Origin of the sequence: Halomonas sp. OfavH-34-E (genome assembly GCF_024124525.1) — a bacterium.
GTDB classification, from domain to species: Bacteria; Pseudomonadota; Gammaproteobacteria; order Pseudomonadales; family Halomonadaceae; genus Halomonas; species Halomonas litopenaei.
Map to the genome: position 1 here is coordinate 1 of NZ_JAMXRY010000022.1, position 18,484 is coordinate 18,484.

Sequence of the window (18,484 nt, forward strand, 5' to 3'; positions counted from 1 at the left end):
GCCACCCCGGCCAGCAGCACGGCGGCTAGACCGGCCAGGCTCAGGTAGGTCTCGGCTCGCTCCAGCGCCGAGCCCAGCCGCGGCCGGTCCTCGCGCACGTCACGTACCTCGACGCCGTCGGCGCGCAGGCGAGCGAGCCAGGGCGACAGCGTCTCCACCGCCTGGGGCGAGCCGGCGGCAAGGATCTCGAACTCGATGCGCGAACCGGGCTGGATCAGCCCGGTCGCCTCGACGTCGTCGACGTGCATCATCACCCGCGGGTTGAAACTGCCGAAGCCGGCAGACTGGTCGGCCTCCCGCTCGATCCAGCCGGTCACCTGGAACTCGCCCCTGCCCAGCGTCAGATTATCGCCGAGTTCGATGTCCAGCAGCGTCTCGAGCCTCGGCGCCAGCCACACCTCGCCTGGCGCAGGGCCACTGGCGAGCTCCTCGACACCGGCGCCCTGGTCGACCCGGGACACGCCGTAGAGTGGATAGTCTTCGTCCACCGCCTTGATGCTGACCGGCTGAAAGGCGCCATCGCGACTGGCCATGGAGACCAGGTCGACCTGGTCGCTCAGGCGCATGCCGGCGCCTTCCAGACGCTCCCGGATCTCCAGAGCGAAGGGATCGGACTGCTCCAGCACCACATCGCCGCCCATCATCTGACTGGCCTGACGGGTCAGACCACGTTCCAGCCGGTCGAGAAAGAACCCCATCATGGTCGAGGCGGCCACCGCCAGGGTCAGCGCCACCAGCAAGGCGCGTACATCACCCGCACGAAGATCGCGCCGCAGAGAGCGCGCCGCCATCACCAGCTGACGTCCCAATTGGCCCTTCGCCGTGACGCTTCGCTCACTCATGCCGAGGCCTCCCGCTGGGCGTCTGGCGCCTCGGCTGGAAGCTTGGATGTCACCTCGGTGAGCTGGCCGTCGGCCAGGCGCAGACACCGATCGCAGCGCCTCGCCAGAGCGTGGTCGTGGGTAACCAGCACCAGGGTGGTGCCCTCGGAACGGTTGAGCTCGAACAGGGTCTGAATGATGCGCTCCCCGGTGTCCGGGTCGAGATTGCCGGTCGGTTCATCGGCAAACACCAGCTCGGGGCCGGTGACAAAGGCCCGCGCCAGCGCCACCCGTTGCTGTTCGCCGCCGGACAGCTGCTTGGGCAGGTGATCCAGGCGTTCGCCCAACCCCACTCGACCGAGCCAGTCGGTGGCACGGGCCTCACGGTTGGCAAGGGTCGACAGCTCGGTCGGCAGCAGCACGTTTTCCAGCGCTGTCAGGGTCGGCAGCAACTGGAAGTTCTGAAACACGAAGCCCACTCGGGTGTTTCTCAGCGCCGCGCGACCGTCCTCGTCGAGCTCGGCAAGCGATGTACCGAACATCGCAAGCTCGCCGGCACTGGGCGTATCGAGACCGGCCAGCAGCGCCAGCAGGGTCGACTTGCCGGCACCGCTCTGGCCGAGGATGGCGACGCTCTCGCCGGACTGTACGTCGAGCTCAAGCTCGCGCAGGATGGTCAGTTCCCGCGTTCCGCTGGCGACCCGCTTGGACAGGCCTCGCGCGCGCAGCACGGTGGTCGGGACGGTATTCTCGGAAGGAGACAGCGACATGGTGATGGCATTCCCTGGGACTTGGACGTTTGGGGCGGCACGGCGGTTTTTTTCTGGAGCCTCGCGCTTCGGCGCTGCTGATGCCACGACGTCAGGAAGACGAGCGCAGGATCGCCGGGCAACGCCCGCCAGGCGGATGCTGAAGACGCTGATGATGGCCTGCGTCTTGACCGCCCTTGTGCCGGGGTCGGTCTGGGCCCAGTCTGACACAGCCCCGCCGACCTTGCTGGTGGTGGGCGACAGCTTGAGCGCCGCCTACGGCATCGAACGGGACGCCGGCTGGGTGGCGTTGCTGGCCGAGCGAGTGGCGCACCGCGCCGAGGTGGTCAATGCCAGCATCAGCGGCGAAACCACCGGCGGGGGCGCCACCCGTCTCCCTGAACTCCTCCGACAGCACGACCCGGACATCGTTCTGCTGGAGCTGGGCGGCAATGACGGACTCAGGGGCCTTCCGCCGAGCCAGATGTCGGCAAACCTCGAAGGCATGATCGAAAAGAGCCAGGCCGCCGGCGCCCAGGTGCTGCTGCTGGGTATCGATATTCCCCCGAATTACGGCGACGCCTACCGTCAGGCCTTCACCGGGGTCTTTCGTGAACTGGCCGACACCCATGAGGTGCCGCTGGTACCCTTCCTGCTCGAAGGCGTGGCGCTGGACCCGGAGCTGATGCAGGACGACGGCATCCACCCCACCGCCGAGGCCCAGTCGAGGCTGCTCGACAACGTCTGGCCGAGCCTTGCGCCCCTGCTGGACGAGACCGAGACGCCGGGGACCGAGGCGGTGTCGACCCAACCCTCCAGCCAGAAAGACAGCAAAGAACGCAGCGAGCAAGCGAGCGCCTCCTGAGGCGCTCCGCGGGCCCCTAAGAGGAGGATGGCTCGACGTGAGCCGGCGCCTTCTGCCACTGCTGCAGCCCAAGCCCCAGCAGGATCAGCACCAGTCCGATCAGGGTCGAGGGGAGTATCGGCTCGCCCACCACCAGGTAGAGCAGCATCAGCGACACCGGCGGTGACAGAAAGATCAGGTTGGAGACCTTGGCGGTGCGCGACACCCGCTGCATCGCCGCCTGCCATAGCACAAAAGCGACACCCATCTCGAACAGTCCGACATAGATGCCCGCGCCCAGGGCGGCACTGCCGTGCCACTGAAAGCCTGGCCCCAGCACCATCAGCAGCGTCAGCACCGGCACCCCGACGCTGAAGTTCTGCCACTGGGCGACCAGCGGAGGACGCCGGTCGCGGGCATTGAACAGCCAGTACAACGCCCAGATCAGCGTCGACACCAGCGCCAGTGCGACGCCCAGAGGATCGGCGAAGGCCACGTCAAAAACCTGGCCGCGGGTGGCGATGACCCAGACCCCGGCGTAGGCCACCAGGCCGGCCACCACGTCCATCGGCGTCAACCGCTGCTTGAGGATCGGCACCGCCAGCAGCGCCATGGCCAGCGCCCAGGTGTAGTTGAGCGCCATGGCCTCCTGTCCGGGCAACCGGTCATAGGCCGCAAACAGCACAAGGTAGTAGGCCACCGGGTTCATCAGCCCGGCCCACACAGCGGTGCGCCAGCCGCGACGAAGTGCCTGATGCAGCTGTCCGCGCCGCAGCATCAGCACGCTCATCAGCGCCCAGGACACCAGCGCCGCCAGCCACATCAGCTCCAGCGGGCTCATATGGGCAAGCGCCAGCTTGAAGGCGGTGGCCACCGTGGACCACAACGCCACGGCGCCAAGGCCGAAGGCCATGGCCTGTCGATCAGTTGTCATGACATTCCCTGGGGTAAAGATGAGGACAAGGATGAGGGCAAGGAGCAGCGGGCCATGGCCACGCCAATCAGCGACGCGGTCAATCAGGATGACGCCATCGAGCCCGCGTTCAGACCGTCAACACAGGATGACCATCGGCAACATTCAACGGTCCAGATGGCCCAGATCGCGCTCGGGAGCGATGCCGTCGCGGACCCGTTGCTTGAGCGTCTTGACGTCGGGAAAGCCGCCATCTCGCTTGCGCTCCCACAGCGTCTCGTCATCCAGCCGGATCTCGAAATGTCCGCCGTGGGAAGGCACCAGCGTCACCTCCTCGAGATCCTCGCCGAAGGTCGAGAGCAGCTCCTGGGCATACCAGCCACTACGCAAGAGCCACTGACATTGCGTACAGTAGATAATCCGAATGCGTGCCACGTTCAGCCTCCCTGTTCCAGCACGTAGGTGGAAACACCGGCGACGCGCTGCAAGGCAGCGTGTACACCGTATTCCCTCAAACCTCGATCATAACAGTCAGGACAGCCTCCATGGCCAGTGGCGAAACCCAGACGCGACTTTACGAGTGGCTCACCGGCGACGAGGACAGTCGCCTGTGCAAGGACATCCCGGACAGCGCCTGCGATGAGCAGCCGCGCAACTTCTTCCTGCATCTGCTGGCGTCGCTCGGCAACAAGCTCGCCGACGAGCTCTCCAGCGCTCGTCTGGTCCTGCCCTGGCTACTGGGTGCCATCGGCGCGCCGACCTGGATGGTCGGCCTGCTGGTGCCGATTCGCGAGGCCGGCGCCCTGCTGCCCCAACTGTTCGTGGCCGGTTTTATCCGCCTGAAACCCCGGCGCAAGGGCGTCTGGATGGTCGGTGGATTGCTCCAGGCGCTGGCCGCCGCGGCGCTGTCGGTTCTTGCCCTGATCGGTTCCGGCGGTGTTGGCGGCGGCCTGGTACTGCTGGCCCTGGTCGCCCTGTCGCTGGCCCGGGGGCTGTCGTCCATCGCCACCAAGGACGTGCTCGGCAAGACCATCTCCAAGCAACGTCGCGGGACCCTGATGGGCTGGAGCGGCAGCGTGGCGGGCGCCGTGACCCTGGCCGCCGGTGCGGTGCTGGTGCTGTTCGACGACCGCCCCGGTGAGCTCGCCCTGGCGGTGCTGCTTGGCGTGGCGGCGCTGGGATGGACCCTCAATGCGCTTTGCGCCGCCGCCATCGAAGAAGCGGAAGGCGCCACCGACGGCGGCGCCAACGCCTGGGATTCGGTCAAGACCGGCCTCGCCCTGATGCGCGACGACGCCGCCTTTCGTAACTTCAACCTGACCCGCGCTCTGTTGCTGTCCAGCGCCCTGGCGTTGCCCTATGTCGCGCTGATGGCCCAGGACAACGGCGGTACTGAACTTGGCGGACTGGGACTTCTGATCGTGGTATCCGGGGTCGCCGGCATGGTCGCCAGCCCCATCTGGGGCAAGCGTTCGGATGCCTCCAGCAAAACGGTGATGCGCGACGGTGCCATCGGTACCACCCTGTGCTGCCTGCTGGGGGCATCGCTGGCCTGGTTGCCCGAGTCGATGAGCGCAAGTGTCTGGCCCTACGCCCTGGTCTACGCGCTGCTGGTCATCGTCCACTCGGGCATTCGCCTCGGTCGCAAGACCTACATCGTCGACATGGCCGGCGCCGACAATCGTGCCCTCTATGTGGCCCTGTCCAACACCATCACTGGCGTGCTGATGCTGATCGTCGGCGCCGTGATCGGTGCTCTGGCGCAATGGCTCGGCGCCGGCCCGCTGTTGCTGGTGCTGGCCGCCACCGCCGCCCTGGCCGCCCTCAGCGCATTGCGCCTGCCGGAGGTAGAGTGACGCAAGGGCAGCAAAAGAGGTTAGCGGACCATTGATTTAATCTCGCCGCCTGGCCATGCTTAGCATCAAATTTTGCCGATTAGAGCCATCATTACATCCCGAGGTTGCGCACAAACCGTCTACGAGAGACTACCGGTTTGGTGCACATCCTGGCCCCTGAATCCCCGGCCCCTGATTACCAGGCAACAAGGGTGTAACGCCAAGCCCGCAACAGGACGTCCCATGACACGACCGAACATGATCGCCCCGGAACTGCTCGAACGCATCGTCAACGCCTCGGAAGACGGGATCGTGGTGGCCGAGAAGGAAGGCGACGAGCATATCCTGATCTACGTGAATCAGGGCTTCGAGCGCCTGACCGGCTACAGCGCGGACGAGATCCTCTACCGCGACTGCCGCTTCCTGCAGAACGACGATACCGACCAGCCGGCCCTCGACGTCGTGCGCAAGGCCTTGAAGGAGTTGCGCCCCTGCCGCGAAGTTCTGCGCAACTACAGGAAGGACGGCACCCTGTTCTACAACGAGCTGTCACTGACCCCGGTGTTGGACGAAAGTGACGAGCTGGTCTACTTCATCGGCGTCCAGAAGGACGTCAGCGAACGTGTGGCCAACCTGGCCGAGATCGATCGCCTGCGTGACGGCGCCGACAGCGCCTGAGCCAGTCCACGCCTCCCTCTTGCACTTTTCTCGATTCCCGCTTATATAGCCAACAGAGTCCTCGGATTCTGTTGGCGCTTCCCGCCGTCGGAAGCATGGTGTGACAAGACGCGCTTCGGCGCTCTGGCCATGGGAGATTTCACATGAGCCGTGATTCCCTTCTCGATGATGCCTACCTCGACCTCTCTGATCAGGAGGCGGTCAACGACGAGGACTATTCCCGCAGTCGTCCTTCCAACCGTGCTGACACCCTGCGCGCCCGCCGACGAGTGGAAGCCCTGCTCGAGGAACGTCGCCTGCGCCAGGCCATCGATGACGACTGGGGCTATGACGAGGAAGAGGAAGAAGAGGAATAGCACCCAGCGCCACCTGTCTTTCCCGGGGCGGTCGGTGCATCGCCCCCGCCCTTCGCTCTCGCCTGGCGAATCCCCTCACCTTGTGTGAGGCGACCCTCGATCTCGCCACACGGCTGGCGTTTGCGCGCCTCCGGCTCTATCATCTGTGACCAGCTTTTTTTCCGCGAACCCCAGTGGAAACGCGGCATCGTCCACGTCTGGCTATGCTGTCGACGCCCAGGGCGTCCGTCAGCGCCGGTGGTGATCGTTTCCCCAACACTAGCGAGTTCCCATGGCGCAATACGTCTACACCATGAACCGGGTGGGCAAGGTCGTGCCCCCCAAGAAGCAGATCCTCAAGGACATCTCCCTGTCCTTCTTCCCCGGGGCCAAGATCGGCGTGCTCGGTCTCAACGGCGCCGGCAAGTCCACCCTTCTGCGGATCATGGCCGGCGTGGACACCGAGATCGAAGGCGAGGCACGGCCGATGCCGGGCCTCAACGTGGGCTACCTGCCCCAGGAGCCCGAGCTCGACGACACCAAGAACGTGCGCGAGACCGTCGAGGAGGCACTGGGCGAGATCAAGGAAGCCCAGGCCAAGCTGGACGCCGTCTATGCGGCCTACGCCGAACCGGACGCCGACTTCGACGCGCTGGCCGCCGAACAGGCCAAGCTCGAGAACCTGATCGAGGCCGCCGACGCCCACAACCTGGAGCGCAAGCTGGAAGTCGCCGCCGAGGCACTGCGGCTGCCGCCCTGGGAGGCCAATGTCGGCCACCTGTCCGGTGGCGAACGTCGCCGCGTGGCGCTGTGCCGCCTGCTGCTGTCCAACCCGGACATGCTGCTGCTGGACGAGCCGACCAACCACCTGGACGCCGAGTCCGTGGCCTGGCTCGAGCGCTTCCTCCACGACTATTCCGGTACCGTGGTGGCCATCACCCACGACCGCTACTTCCTCGACAACGTGGCCGGCTGGATCCTCGAGCTCGACCGCGGCCAGGGCATCCCCTTCGAAGGCAACTACTCCCAGTGGCTGGAAGCCAAGGAGAAGCGCCTGGAGCAGGAAGCCAAGGCCGAGGCCTCGCGTCAGAAGGCGATCAAGCACGAGCTCGAGTGGGTTCGCTCCAACGCCAAGGGCCGTCAGGCCAAGAGCAAGGCACGCCTCAACCGCTTCGAGGAGATGCAGTCCGGCGACTTCCAGAAGCGCAACGAGACCAACGAGATCTACATTCCGCCGGGTCCGCGTCTGGGCGACAAGGTCATCGAATTCCACGGGGTGTCCAAGCGCTTCGACGACAAGCTGCTCTACGAGGACCTGAGCTTCACCATCCCCCAGGGTGCCATCGTCGGTATCGTCGGCGGCAACGGTGCCGGCAAGTCCACCCTGTTCAAGCTGATCCAGGGCAGCGAGAAGCCGGACGCCGGCGAAGTGGTGCTCGGCGAGACGGTGGACATCGCCTACGTCGAGCAGATGCGCGACGCCCTCGACGACAAGCAGACGGTGTGGGAAGCGGTGTCCGATGGACAGGATATCCTCAACATCAACGGCTACGAGGTCTCCTCACGGGCCTACGTCGGGCGTTTCAACTTCAAGGGCAATGACCAGCAGAAGTTCCTCAGGGACCTCTCCGGTGGTGAGCGCGGCCGCCTGCAGCTGGCCCAGACCCTGAAGCAGGGCGCCAACGTGCTGCTGCTCGACGAACCGTCCAACGACCTGGATATCGAGACCCTGCGTGCGCTGGAAGAGGCTCTGCTGGCCTTCCCCGGCTGCGCCATGGTGATCTCCCACGATCGCTGGTTCCTGGACCGCATCGCGACCCATATCCTGGCCTTCGAGGGCGAGTCCCACGTCGAGTTCTTCGCCGGCAACTACACCGAGTACGAAGCCGACCACAAGAAGCGCGTCGGTGACGACACGCCGCATCGGATGAAGTACAAGCGTATCGACGCCTGATACGACAAGCACTGCGCACTGCAACGACGCCACCGGCCCACGCCGGTGGCGTCGTCGTTTGTGCAGTTCCAGTCTTTCCGCTGCCGCCAGCGTTTACCGGCGTACTTGCATGACAGCACGCTTGAAGCGATAAGAGCCAGATGCGACGCATCTTGTCGTCGACATCGACCTATCCCATCCACCGCTACCTGACAGGGTCCCTGCCATGTCATCGCTGACCTTCCATCCGGTGCGGTTGATTCGCGCCTTTTATACCAGCATCGCCTACCTGCCGACCCTGGCAGCCCTGGTCTACGGTCTGCTCGGCCTGCTGGCGCTGGCCCCACCGATCAGCGACACCTCGCTGCCGGAGGTGATCCAGAAGCTCAGTCTCACCGCCCCGGGCAGCGCCCAGTCACTGCTGGCGGCGATGCTCGGCGGCATGATCTCGCTGATGGTGTTCAGCTTTTCCATGGTGATGTCGGTGCTGTCCCAGGCCGGCGGCAACTTTTCCCACAAGCTGGTATTCGGGCTGGTATCGGAGCGCGCCAATCAGTGGGTGCTCGGCCACTACCTGGGCACCATCCTGTTCATCCTGATTCTATTGATCGTGCCGGAGGTCGACGACGGCGAAGCCGCCTGGCGTTCGCTCGCCATCTATCTGGCCTGTGCCATGGTGCTGCACTGCCTGGCGCTGTTCGTCTATTTCATCCACAACGCCTCCCAGTCGATCCAGATCGACGCCGTGATCTCCGGGCTCCATGACACCACCCTGGCCAGCATGCAGCGTCTGCACGACAAGGAAACCGATGACCATTGGCGCTACCTGCCCTCGGCTGCACCGCCGAGCGCCCAGTGTCACGAGATCCATGCGCGCATGGCGGGCTATGTGCAGAACGCCAACCTCGAGCGACTGGCGGAGCTTGCCGAGCGCATCGGTGGCGTGCTGCATCTGCAGTTTCGCTTCGGCGACTACGTGGTGGAGGGGCTGCCCATCGCTATCCTGGAATGCGAGGACACGCCCAACGAGGAGTGGTGCGACGAGGTGCTCTCCACCCTCACCTATCTCGACGGTGAATCCATCGACGAGCACTTCGTCCACGGACTGACCCAGATGATGGAAGTGGCGATCAAGGCGCTGTCGCCGGGGATCAACGACCCCGGCACCGCCAGGCTGTGCCTGCACCGGATGACCGATCTGCTGTGCCGCTACCTCAAGTGGCAGCCGGCCAACACCATGGTCGACGGTGACGGCAAGCGCCGTGTGACCTGGCCGGTGGAACGCTACGACAGCCTGCTGCACCGCCTGTTCGTGCCGATCCTGTCCTACGGCGCCGAGGACCAGAGCACCCTGCTGGGTTTGCTCAAGTCGCTCAAGACCCAGTCACTGTTCGCCGGGGAACACCAGCTCCCCAGCATTCAGCGGATGGCTCAGCGGGTCGGCCAGGCGCTGGCGGACGGCGCCAGCGACCCGATGGATCAGGCCTTTATCGTGGAACGACTGGAAAGAGGCGCGCACCGCCTCGACCTGACCCCCATGCGAGAACGCCTGGCGGCGCGCCTCGAGCAGATCGGTTGACGCCTGGACCGACGAGGCGCCCACGGCCAAGCCGGCAAGCCCCGCCAGGCCAGTCCATCAGTAGATCTTGGCCTCGCCCCTGGGGCGGGTCTTGAAGCGCCGGTGCATCCACAGATACTGCTCGGGATGGCGGCGAATCGCGGCCTCGATCACCGCGTTGATACGGGCAGCGTCGGCGACCTCGTCACCGCTGGGGAAGTTGTCCAGGGCGGGCAGGTATTCGAGGCTGTAGGTGCGATTGTCGGGATTGCGATGAAAGATCAGCGGCATCACCGGCGCGCCGGTCATCTTGGCGATCTTGGCCGTCAGCTTGATCGACGCCGCCTCGACTCCGAAGAAGGGCGCAAACACGCTGGCGTCACGACCGAAGTCCTGGTCCGGACTGTACCAGACGTGGTGACCGGCCTTGATCCGTCGCACCACACCACGCAGGTCATGACGATCGATGGCGGTACCGAAGATGCCGTTGCGGGCACGGGTCATGAAACGCTCGAACACCGGATTGTCGTGGGGGCGATAGACCACGTCGGCGGGAAAGAACAGCGAGTGCAGGGCGCCACCGAGATCCAGGGTGGAGAAGTGGATGCCGATGATCAGCGCGCCCTTGCCTTCTGCCTGGACCCTCGCCATATGCACCTGGCCCTTGAAGGTGACCCGGTGGCGCAGATGTTCGGGATCCCGGCACCAGCCGGTGGCGGTCTCGAAGATGCCGATGCCGTTGGCCAGAAAGCTCTGCTTGACCAGGCGGGCCTGGGCCGCCGGGTCGAGTTCGGGAAAGCAAAGGCGAATATTGGTCTCGGTGATATGACGGCGACGCCCGGCGAAACGCCAGGCGGCCAGTCCGATCAATCGGCCCAACGCCAGCTTGCAGCGCCAAGGCAACCAGGCGCTGGCGCGCATGGCGGTGATGGCAAGGTAGGTCGGCCAGTAGCGTGGCTGGGTCCAGTAACGTGGCGCGGTCGTTGTGTCCTTGGACATGCGATCCCTCGTCGGTCGATCAGGACGACCGACGAGCCAGGCCGTCAGTCGCTAACGGCGCCATTGTACCGCCTGGGCACCCGTGGCAGCACCCCGGTCAACAGGGTATAGCTGATGGTGTCGCAGAATCGGGCCACTTCATCCACCGACAGTACGCCACCGTGACGGCTGCGGCCCCACAGCACCACCTCGCTGCCGATGCCTGCCTCGGGCAGTTCGCTCAGGTCCACCGTCATCATGTCCATCGACACCTTGCCGGCCACATGGGTGCGCTTGCCATCGACCAGCACCGGGGTGCCGTCCACGGCGTGGCGGTCATAGCCGTCGCCGTAGCCACAGGCCACCACCCCGATACGCGAGGGCCGAGAGGTGACGAAGCGCCCCCCGTAGCCCACCGGCTCCCCCGCGGGAAGCTCGCGCACGGCGATGATCTCGCTGCGCAGGCTCATCACCGGTGCAAGCTCTTGGCTTGCGCTGTTGGCGACCTCCAGAGGGTCGGACCCGTAGAGCATCACTCCTGGGCGGTTGATGGCACCGTGGGCCGATGGCTGGGCAAGAATACTTGGCGAGTTGGCCAGGCAGGTGGGCGCGTCGAGGCGCTCGGCCAGCGCCACAATGCACTCGCGCTGACGTTGAAAGTAGCCAGCATCGGTACTGTCGGCGGTGGCGAAGTGACTCATCAGGTGAAGATCACAGACACACTCGGGGGCCGCCTCGAGTGCCCGCCAGGCCGCTTCGGCCCGCTCGGGCGGGAATCCCAGCCGATGCATGCCGGAGTCCACCTTCAGCCACACCGGGATGGGCCGGGCCGGACACCGTGCCAGGGCGGCCTCGAGCTGCCATTCGCTGTGAATCGCCATGCCCAGGCCAAGCGCCTCCACCTGGGCCAGCTCATCGGCGCTGAAGATCCCCTCGAGCAGCACGATGGGCTCCTCGATGCCGGCCTCGCGCAGGGCGACCGCCTCCTCGATCGCTGCCACCGCAAACATCGGCGCCTCGCCGGACAAGGCCCTGGCGCAGGCGACGGCGCCATGGCCGTAGGCGTCCGCCTTGAGCACCGCGACGCTGAGGCTGCCAGGGGCCAGGCCCGCGGCAAGCCGGTAGTTGTGGCGCAGGGCATCCAGGTCGATATCGGCGATCAGGGGGCGAGACATGGGGACTCCGAGGTCAGGGGTAACGGGCTAGCGATATCGCAATATTATGCTCGATAGAAATGGTCATTTCATGGCATATAGAACCATAAATTCCTTGCAACATAGTCGGTTACCCCATAACCATGATGACCCACAGACATAACCACTAAAAAAGCGCCAGGCTTGGCCTGGCGCTTAGGGATACGTCTCACGGGGTCAGTCTTGAAGGCCGGGCACATGCCTCTGTCCAAGCGCCCCAGCATGCGCTGATATCATCTACTTGCGGGCACCGCCACCGACAGCGCTCTGGTCACGCCAGGCTGACGGGGCTACTCGAAGATCGCGTCCAGCGACAGGCCCTGCTTGTCGAGCATCCGGCGCAGCTTCTTGAGCGCCTCGACCTGGATCTGGCGCACCCGCTCGCGGGTCAGGCCGATCTCCTCGCCGACCTGCTCCAGGGTGGCGGCCTCGTGGCCACGAAGGCCAAAGCGTCGCACCACCACCTCGCACTGTTTCTCGGTAAGCTCGGCCAGCCAGTGATTGACGTGGGCCTTGACGTCACCGTCGACCAACGTCGACTCGGGCCCCTGCTCGTTGTCGTCGGTGAGGGTCTCGATCAACGGCTTGTCGCTCTCGCCGCCCATGGGGTAGTCGACCGAGGACACCCGCTCGTTGAGCCCCATCATCTTCTTGACGGTCTCGACGGGCTTGTCCAGATGTTCGGCGATCTCTTCGGCGGTGGCCTCGTGATCGAGCTTCTGGGTCAGCTCGCGGGCGGCGCGCAGGTAGATGTTGAGTTCCTTGACCACGTGGATCGGCAGGCGAATCGTGCGGGTCTGATTCATCAGCGCCCGCTCGATGGTCTGGCGAATCCACCAGGTGGCGTAGGTCGAGAAGCGAAAGCCGCGCTCCGGATCGAACTTCTCCACCGCACGAATCAGGCCGAGGTTGCCCTCTTCGATCAGGTCCAGCAGGGTCAGGCCACGATTGAGGTAGCGGCGCGCGATCTTCACCACCAGGCGCAAATTGGACTCGATCATCCGAGCCCGCCCCTGGGGGTCGCCCTTGCGCGCCAGACGGCCGAAATAGACCTCTTCCTCCGGCGTCAGCAATGGCGAGAAGCCGATCTCGTTCAAGTAGATCTGGGTGGCGTCGAGGCTCTGGCGCGCATAGCGATCCTCGCGACCCAGCGCCTTCTCGAACGCCTGAGTCTCGTCCTCGGCTTCCTCGACCTCTTCGACCTCGTCCGTCACGTCCTCGACGGCGTCCTCGTCAGCCTCGTCTACCGTTTCGAGATTCACATCCTGAAGATCCCGTTCAAGCATGCTCATCGTATAGCTACCCCGTGGTTGCGACCCGGCGTTGTCGTCACCCACTACGATCAACGCCAAAGATTATTATTGTGTGACGCTCATCCTGGAGAAACTGCCGTTTCTCAACGGGAAGGAAGATATTTCGTCGGATCCTGCGGCTGGCCGTCCTTGCGCACCTCGAAATGCAGGCGTACGTCCTCGGCGTCGGAATCCCCCATGGTGGCGATGACCTGGCCTGCCTCGACGACATCGTTCTCGCTGACCTTGAGACTGTCGTTGTGGGCGTAGGCACTCAGGTATTCATCGTTATGCTTGAGCAGGATGAGCTTGCCGTAGCCCCTCACACCGCTGCCCGCGTAGACCACCTTGCCCGGCCCCGCCGCTCTGACAGGTTGCCCCTTTTGACCGCCGATATCAATGCCGGCGGTGATGCTCGAACTCTCGCCGAACTGGCTGACAATCTGGCCGTCGGCCGGCCACTGCCAGGGGACCTCATCGACCGGCGTATAGGTCCGGGACCCGCCGCTTGAAGCGCTTTCGCCGCCACTGGAAGACGTGGCCTGGCTGCTGCTGCCGCTGTCCTGTGAAGCGTTGGCGGCCACGGTTTCTGACTGTGCAGAATCGCTAGCCTCGGCCTGCTGCTGTTGCTGTGCCCTGGCCTCTTCCTCGGCGGCCGCCACCACCGATTCCTCGGCTTCGCGCTGGGCGCGCTCGGCCTTATCCTGACTGCTCAGGCTGCCATCGGCGCCGGGGGTGTCGTAGTCGTACACCGGTCCCGGAGCGGTCGCGCTGACACCGGCCACGGCGGCCGCGCCCTGGGCCGCGGTACCGCTGATCTGCTCGGTACTCGCGCTCACGGTCTCGGTGCTGCCGTCCGGCAACAGCCACTCGAGATCCTCGGAGGAGGGCTGAGCGTTCTGACTTTCCTGGCCGAGGGGCGTTGCCACCGCCCCGCCCGGGCCTGCCTGCGCGCCCGCTACCTGCTGGCTACCGGCGCCCGACGACGGGGCTTGACCGTTGGCCGACAGGCTCAGCGTCTGGCCGACGTCGATGCGGTAGGGAGGCTGGATATTGTTGATCCGGGCCAGTTCGCGGAAGTCCATATCGTGGCGCCAGGCGATGCCGTACAGCGTATCGCCGGACTCGACGGTGTACTGCGCAGGCACCTGGGCGGCACGGGCCGACGACAGGTCCTGAACCTGGACCGGCTGGCTCGGGCCCTGCTGATTGACACAGCCGGCCAGGACCAGCGCCAGGCTGGAGATGACGAGAGTCTTATGCATCGTGTGGTGTCTCCTTGTCGGCTGACCGCGTCGAGCGGCTAGCGTTGGCGTCTTCGCGGGCGGCGGACGAAGCGCCAACCCTGGCAACGATGAGGACCACCAGCATGCCGAGGATGGCGAGCAGCGTCACCCCCACCAGCTGCGCGGCCTCTCCGGTCACCGCAGAATAATCCCAGGGGGCCAGATAACGATAGTCCAGCGGGATGACTTGATTGTCACTGCCTAGCTGATAGCGCGTCAGCTCCCGCCAGGGCCAGAGGATCGGCAGCGAGCCCACGATGAAGCCGACCAGCAGCTGCAGGGTGGCGGTGTGATGACGCCGCAGCAGCCACGACAGCAGACGCGAAAAGGTGAAAAGGCCAACCAGGCACCCCAGGGCAAACAGCCCCAGCAGCGGTACATCAAAACCGCGGATCCCCTGCATTACCACGTCGTAGAGGCCCATGCTCAACAAAAGAAAGCTACCCGAGACGCCGGGCAACAGCATCGCGCTGATGGCGATGGCGCCACCGACGACCAGTACCAGCGAGGGGCTGCCGAGGGCGTTGACCAGCGGCATCAGCGACGGCAGCGCCTGGGCCAGCATCAGTCCCAGCGCCAGCGGCAGCATGTGCCACCAGCGCCAGTCGGCCGGGTGCTTGCCGACCACCAGCGCCGACGCCGCCACCAGGCCAAAGAAGAAGCCGTTGAGCAGCAGCGGATGGCTATCCAGCAGCCACACCACCAGGTGAGCCACGGTGATCAGGCTGGTCAGGATGCCGGCCATCAGCGGAAGCAGGAAGCGCAGGTTCAGGTGAGCGACGAGCCCCCTGACGCCGCCCTGTTTCAGCGCCCCGAAGGCACTGGGACCGAAGCGCTTGATGGTGTGGATCAGCTCCTCGTAGATGCCGGTGACGAAGGCAATGGTGCCCCCGGAGACTCCCGGGACGGCATCCGCCGCCCCCATGCCCGCACCCCGGAGGTAGAGGCCTAGCGAATGTTTCAACGAATTACTCCTTCAAGTAACGGCACGAAGCGTACCGGCTCCAGCCGTTCGAATTCAAAGCGCTCTCCCTCGCGCCGTACACGGGTCAGCCACTGGCGTCCATCGTGGCCTTCCAGCGGCGCGATCAGCACGCCGCCGTCCACCAGCTGGGACAGCAGAGGTTCGGGCAGTTCGCTGGCACAGGCGGTCAGCAGGATGGCGTCGAAGGGGGCGGCCTCGGGCCACCCGTGCCCGCCGTCGGCCAGCCTCAAGCGCGCGTTGTAGGTCTTCAACAGGCGCAGGCGCGAGGCGGCGATACGATGCAGAGCATTGATCCTCTCCACCGACCAGAGTTCCGTCACCAGACGTGCCAGGATCAGCGTCTGGTAGCCTGACCCGGTGCCCACCTCCAGCACTCGCTCGGGCGCCTGCTCGAGGATCAGCTCGCTCATGCGTCCGACGATCCAGGGCTGCGACAGGGTCTGGCCATGGCCGATCGGCAGCGCGGTATCTTCGTAGGCACGATGCGCCAGGGCCTCGTCAAGGAACAGATGGCGAGGTTCCCGCGCCATCACCTCGAGCACGCGAGACGAGCGAATGCCCTGCTCGCGCATGCGGCTGACCATGCGGTCCCGGGTTCGCTGGGACGTCATGCCGACGCCTCTGAGATCAGGTGAGCGCATCAAGCCAGTCCTGCACATCATCGCGTGCGGCGTGTCGGGTCAGATCGGTCTGCAGCGGGGTGATGGAGACGTAACCCTCCGCCACCGCGGCGAAGTCCGTGTCCGGCGCATCGTCGGCATTTTCCCCCACCGGGGCGATCCAGTAGCGCAACCGTCCACGGGGATCGCGCGTCTCGATGGGGCGTTCGGCGGGGCCACGATAGCCCATGCGAGTGACGCGAAAGCCGCGCAGCTCCTCCCACGGCACATCCGGCACATTGACATTGAGCAGGCTGCGCGGCGGCAGCGAAAGCTGCTCCAGTGCCCCTACCAGGCTCGCCGCCACCCGGCCAGCGGTCTCGAAGTAGCGGTGCCCGACCAGTGACACGGCGATGGCCGTCATGCCCAGATTGCGCCCTTCCATGGCCGCCGCCACGGTGCCCGAGTAGAGCACGTCGTCGCCCAGGTTGCCGCCATGGTTGATACCCGAGATCACCAGATCCGGCGTCTCGTCCCAGACGCCGTTGACGCCAAGATAGACACAGTCGGCGGGGGTACCGTCGACGCTGTAGAAGCCGCTGTCCATGGGGCTGAGCGACAGCGGACGCGACAGGGTAAGGGAGTTGCTGGCGCCGCTGCGATCACGATCGGGGGCGACCACCCTGAGCTTGGCATAGGGGCTGAGGGCGTCATGCAAGGCCTTCAAGCCAGGCGCGTTGACGCCGTCGTCGTTGGATAGCAGCAGTCTCCTCATGGTGTATCTCCCTGGTGTTGCTCGGCCACTGGTTGCGCGTCCCCGGTCAGCTCTTCCCCAGGCTGCCTGGCCACAGGCTCCTTCACTAAAGGCTCGTCGACGGACGGCGCGTTGCGAAAGCTCAAGGTGGGGTGATCCATCAGCTCACGCAGCACGGCGGTGGCAAAGGCCCCGGCGGGCAAGCGGAACTCGAGCCACACCGCGTCGCCCTGACGCCATAGACGGGCCTCGGTGGGCATGACTCTCAACGCCCGTCGGGACGCCTTGACCCTGGCCTTCTCGAGTCCGGCGCAAAGCGCCGGCGCCTCGGCCAGGACGTCTTGCTCCAGCGCCTCGGCTCGCTCCCGGGCGCGACTGCCACCGGTCCCCCAGAGTACCCCGGCGGGATGGATGTCGCCTTGCTCGAGGCGCGCCTTCAAGGCGTCATCGGGGCTTTCCACGTCGAACAGGCTGTGGGTACCTTCCAGCATCATCACATCGCCGGCCAGCACCTCTCGCCAGCAGCCCCTGCGCAGACGCTCGGCCAACTGGGCGTTGAACAGGTAGCTGCGAGCGGCGGACAACAGCATGCCCTCGCGGTCATCACGCTTGCGCCAGCCGCGCTCGAGCACCGCACAGGCCTTGCTCAGGTTGCGCCCCTCGTGACCGAACCGCTGGGGCCCGAAATAGTTGGGCACCCCGTCGCTCACCAAGGCCTCGAAGCGCTGTTCGAGCCCAGGGTCCCGAGCCACCTCGCCGGTCAGCTTCAGACGAAAGCGGTTGCCGCGATGGACCCCACGCTTGAGCTTGCGCGGATGACGGCTGGCGGCCTCGACCACATAGCCCTCCGCCGCCAGTCGTGCGTCGAGATCTTTCGGCGCCTCACGCCCCGCAAGATGCACCGAGAACCACTGACGCGTTACCGCCGTGCGGTCCTTCATGCCGGCATAACCGACGTCGCGGCGACTCACCTGACACTGGTGGGCCAGGGTCGAGGCGACCCTGGCGGTGGTGGTGTCACGCTTGGCGATCCACAGCCACAGGTGCTCGCCCTGGCCCTCAGGAGCGAACCCAAGGTCCTCCTCGACCTGGAAATCCTCGGGGGTTTCCCGGTAACGCCCAGCCATCGGGGCGCCGAAACGCTCGTCCAGATAGCGCGGCCAGTCCGGGGGCCAGACGATGGCATCGCTCATGTCGATTCGGCCCTCGTGACACTGGCGCCAGGGTCCCCGGCGGCGCTGGTGGCATCATTGTCAATGGCCGCCATCAGCACCACCGCCTCGGCGGCGATGCCCTCGCCACGCCCGGTGAAGCCGAGACGCTCTGTCGTGGTGGCCTTGACGTTGATGGCGCCCCTGTCGATGCCCAGGTCCTCGGCCAGGGCGTCGCGCATGGCACCGAGATGCGGTGCCATCTTCGGCGCCTGGGCCATCAGGGTGGCGTCCAGGTTGGCCACCCGGTAGCCGGCCTGCGCCACCCGTGCCACCACCCGCCGCAGCAGGTCGCGACTGTCGGCGCCCTTCCACTCAGGGTCGGTATCCGGAAACAGGTGACCGATATCACCGAGGGCGCAGGCGCCCAGCAGCGCATCACTGATGGCATGCAACAGAACGTCGCCATCGGAGTGCGCCACGAACCCCCGATCGAAGGGCAGTCGCACGCCCCCGATCATCAGGTGGTCACCCTCGCCGAAGCGATGGACGTCGAAGCCGTGGCCTATGCGCAGGGGCA

Annotated in this window: 19 protein-coding genes; 6 read left to right on the plus strand and 13 right to left on the minus strand. The window is 65.6% G+C overall.

Annotated elements, in window-relative coordinates:
* The coding region (locus tag NH448_RS11065; RefSeq protein WP_253028786.1) for an ABC transporter permease at positions 1-842 on the minus strand (842 nt) is incomplete at its 3' end.
* Positions 839-1,591, minus strand: a complete 753-nt coding sequence (locus tag NH448_RS11070) for an ABC transporter ATP-binding protein (RefSeq protein ID WP_108448147.1) — start codon at positions 1,589-1,591, stop codon at positions 839-841. The genes NH448_RS11065 and NH448_RS11070, both read right to left, overlap by 4 nt.
* A gap of 136 nt (positions 1,592-1,727) precedes the next feature.
* On the opposite strand from NH448_RS11070, the gene NH448_RS11075 reads away from it, so the two are divergent.
* The gene (locus tag NH448_RS11075) at positions 1,728-2,435 is read left to right on the plus strand and encodes an arylesterase (RefSeq protein ID WP_083970178.1); all 708 of its coding nucleotides are present in this window, start codon (positions 1,728-1,730) and stop codon (positions 2,433-2,435) included.
* A gap of 16 nt (positions 2,436-2,451) precedes the next feature.
* Here NH448_RS11075 and NH448_RS11080 read toward each other — a convergent pair whose 3' ends face one another.
* Both NH448_RS11080 and NH448_RS11085 read right to left on the minus strand, forming a co-directional pair.
* The gene (locus NH448_RS11080; RefSeq protein ID WP_045991044.1) at positions 2,452-3,348 is read right to left on the minus strand and encodes a DMT family transporter; all 897 of its coding nucleotides are present in this window, start codon (positions 3,346-3,348) and stop codon (positions 2,452-2,454) included.
* 144 nt (positions 3,349-3,492) lie between these two features.
* Positions 3,493-3,762 (minus strand): SelT/SelW/SelH family protein, encoded by a 270-nt coding sequence (locus tag NH448_RS11085; RefSeq protein WP_045991043.1) that lies wholly within the window; start codon positions 3,760-3,762, stop codon positions 3,493-3,495.
* Between the two features lie 110 nt (positions 3,763-3,872).
* Here NH448_RS11085 and NH448_RS11090 point away from each other — a divergent pair, with 110 nt between their 5' ends.
* The 5 genes from NH448_RS11090 (at position 3,873) to NH448_RS11110 (ending at position 9,687) form a co-directional block, all read left to right on the plus strand.
* A complete protein-coding gene (locus NH448_RS11090) occupies positions 3,873-5,183 on the plus strand; it encodes an MFS transporter (protein ID WP_045991042.1) in 1,311 nt (436 codons plus the stop codon).
* Positions 5,184-5,405: 222 nt separating this feature from the next.
* On the plus strand, positions 5,406-5,840 hold the full coding sequence (locus tag NH448_RS11095; RefSeq protein WP_045991041.1) for a PAS sensor domain-containing protein: 435 nt from the start codon (positions 5,406-5,408) through the stop codon (positions 5,838-5,840).
* A gap of 143 nt (positions 5,841-5,983) precedes the next feature.
* Positions 5,984-6,196, plus strand: a complete 213-nt coding sequence (locus NH448_RS11100) for a PA3496 family putative envelope integrity protein (protein ID WP_045991040.1) — start codon at positions 5,984-5,986, stop codon at positions 6,194-6,196.
* Positions 6,197-6,467: 271 nt separating this feature from the next.
* Positions 6,468-8,129, plus strand: a complete 1,662-nt coding sequence (gene ettA / locus NH448_RS11105; RefSeq protein WP_045991039.1) for an energy-dependent translational throttle protein EttA — start codon at positions 6,468-6,470, stop codon at positions 8,127-8,129.
* Between the two features lie 205 nt (positions 8,130-8,334).
* Positions 8,335-9,687: a DUF2254 domain-containing protein gene (locus tag NH448_RS11110; protein WP_045991038.1), complete on the plus strand. Its 1,353-nt coding sequence runs from the start codon at positions 8,335-8,337 to the stop codon at positions 9,685-9,687.
* A gap of 57 nt (positions 9,688-9,744) precedes the next feature.
* Here the strand turns inward: NH448_RS11110 and lpxL are convergent, their stop codons facing one another.
* The 9 genes from lpxL to ispF all read right to left on the minus strand — a co-directional run bounded on the left by lpxL (position 9,745) and on the right by ispF (position 18,479).
* The gene (lpxL, locus tag NH448_RS11115; protein ID WP_045991037.1) at positions 9,745-10,665 is read right to left on the minus strand and encodes an LpxL/LpxP family Kdo(2)-lipid IV(A) lauroyl/palmitoleoyl acyltransferase; all 921 of its coding nucleotides are present in this window, start codon (positions 10,663-10,665) and stop codon (positions 9,745-9,747) included.
* Between the two features lie 44 nt (positions 10,666-10,709).
* On the minus strand, positions 10,710-11,819 hold the full coding sequence (alr, locus tag NH448_RS11120) for an alanine racemase (RefSeq protein ID WP_045991036.1): 1,110 nt from the start codon (positions 11,817-11,819) through the stop codon (positions 10,710-10,712).
* 308 nt (positions 11,820-12,127) lie between these two features.
* On the minus strand, positions 12,128-13,123 hold the full coding sequence (gene rpoS / locus NH448_RS11125; protein ID WP_045991069.1) for an RNA polymerase sigma factor RpoS: 996 nt from the start codon (positions 13,121-13,123) through the stop codon (positions 12,128-12,130).
* Between the two features lie 110 nt (positions 13,124-13,233).
* Positions 13,234-14,394: a peptidoglycan DD-metalloendopeptidase family protein gene (locus NH448_RS11130; protein WP_253028787.1), complete on the minus strand. Its 1,161-nt coding sequence runs from the start codon at positions 14,392-14,394 to the stop codon at positions 13,234-13,236.
* Positions 14,387-15,340 (minus strand): DUF368 domain-containing protein, encoded by a 954-nt coding sequence (locus NH448_RS11135; protein WP_045991034.1) that lies wholly within the window; start codon positions 15,338-15,340, stop codon positions 14,387-14,389. The genes NH448_RS11130 and NH448_RS11135 overlap by 8 nt, the downstream gene beginning before the upstream one ends.
* Before the next feature lie 35 nt (positions 15,341-15,375).
* Positions 15,376-16,041, minus strand: coding sequence for a protein-L-isoaspartate(D-aspartate) O-methyltransferase (locus NH448_RS11140; protein WP_045991033.1), 666 nt, complete (start codon positions 16,039-16,041; stop codon positions 15,376-15,378).
* Positions 16,028-16,774 (minus strand): 5'/3'-nucleotidase SurE, encoded by a 747-nt coding sequence (gene surE / locus NH448_RS11145; protein ID WP_045991032.1) that lies wholly within the window; start codon positions 16,772-16,774, stop codon positions 16,028-16,030. The genes NH448_RS11140 and surE overlap by 14 nt, the downstream gene beginning before the upstream one ends.
* Complete coding sequence (locus NH448_RS11150; protein WP_071211075.1) at positions 16,771-17,946, minus strand: tRNA pseudouridine(13) synthase TruD; 1,176 nt, start codon at positions 17,944-17,946, stop codon at positions 16,771-16,773. Before NH448_RS11150 ends, surE begins: the two co-directional genes overlap by 4 nt.
* Positions 17,943-18,479, minus strand: a complete 537-nt coding sequence (gene ispF / locus NH448_RS11155; protein WP_045991067.1) for a 2-C-methyl-D-erythritol 2,4-cyclodiphosphate synthase — start codon at positions 18,477-18,479, stop codon at positions 17,943-17,945. The genes NH448_RS11150 and ispF overlap by 4 nt, the downstream gene beginning before the upstream one ends.
* Between the last annotated feature and the right edge of the window lie 5 nt (positions 18,480-18,484).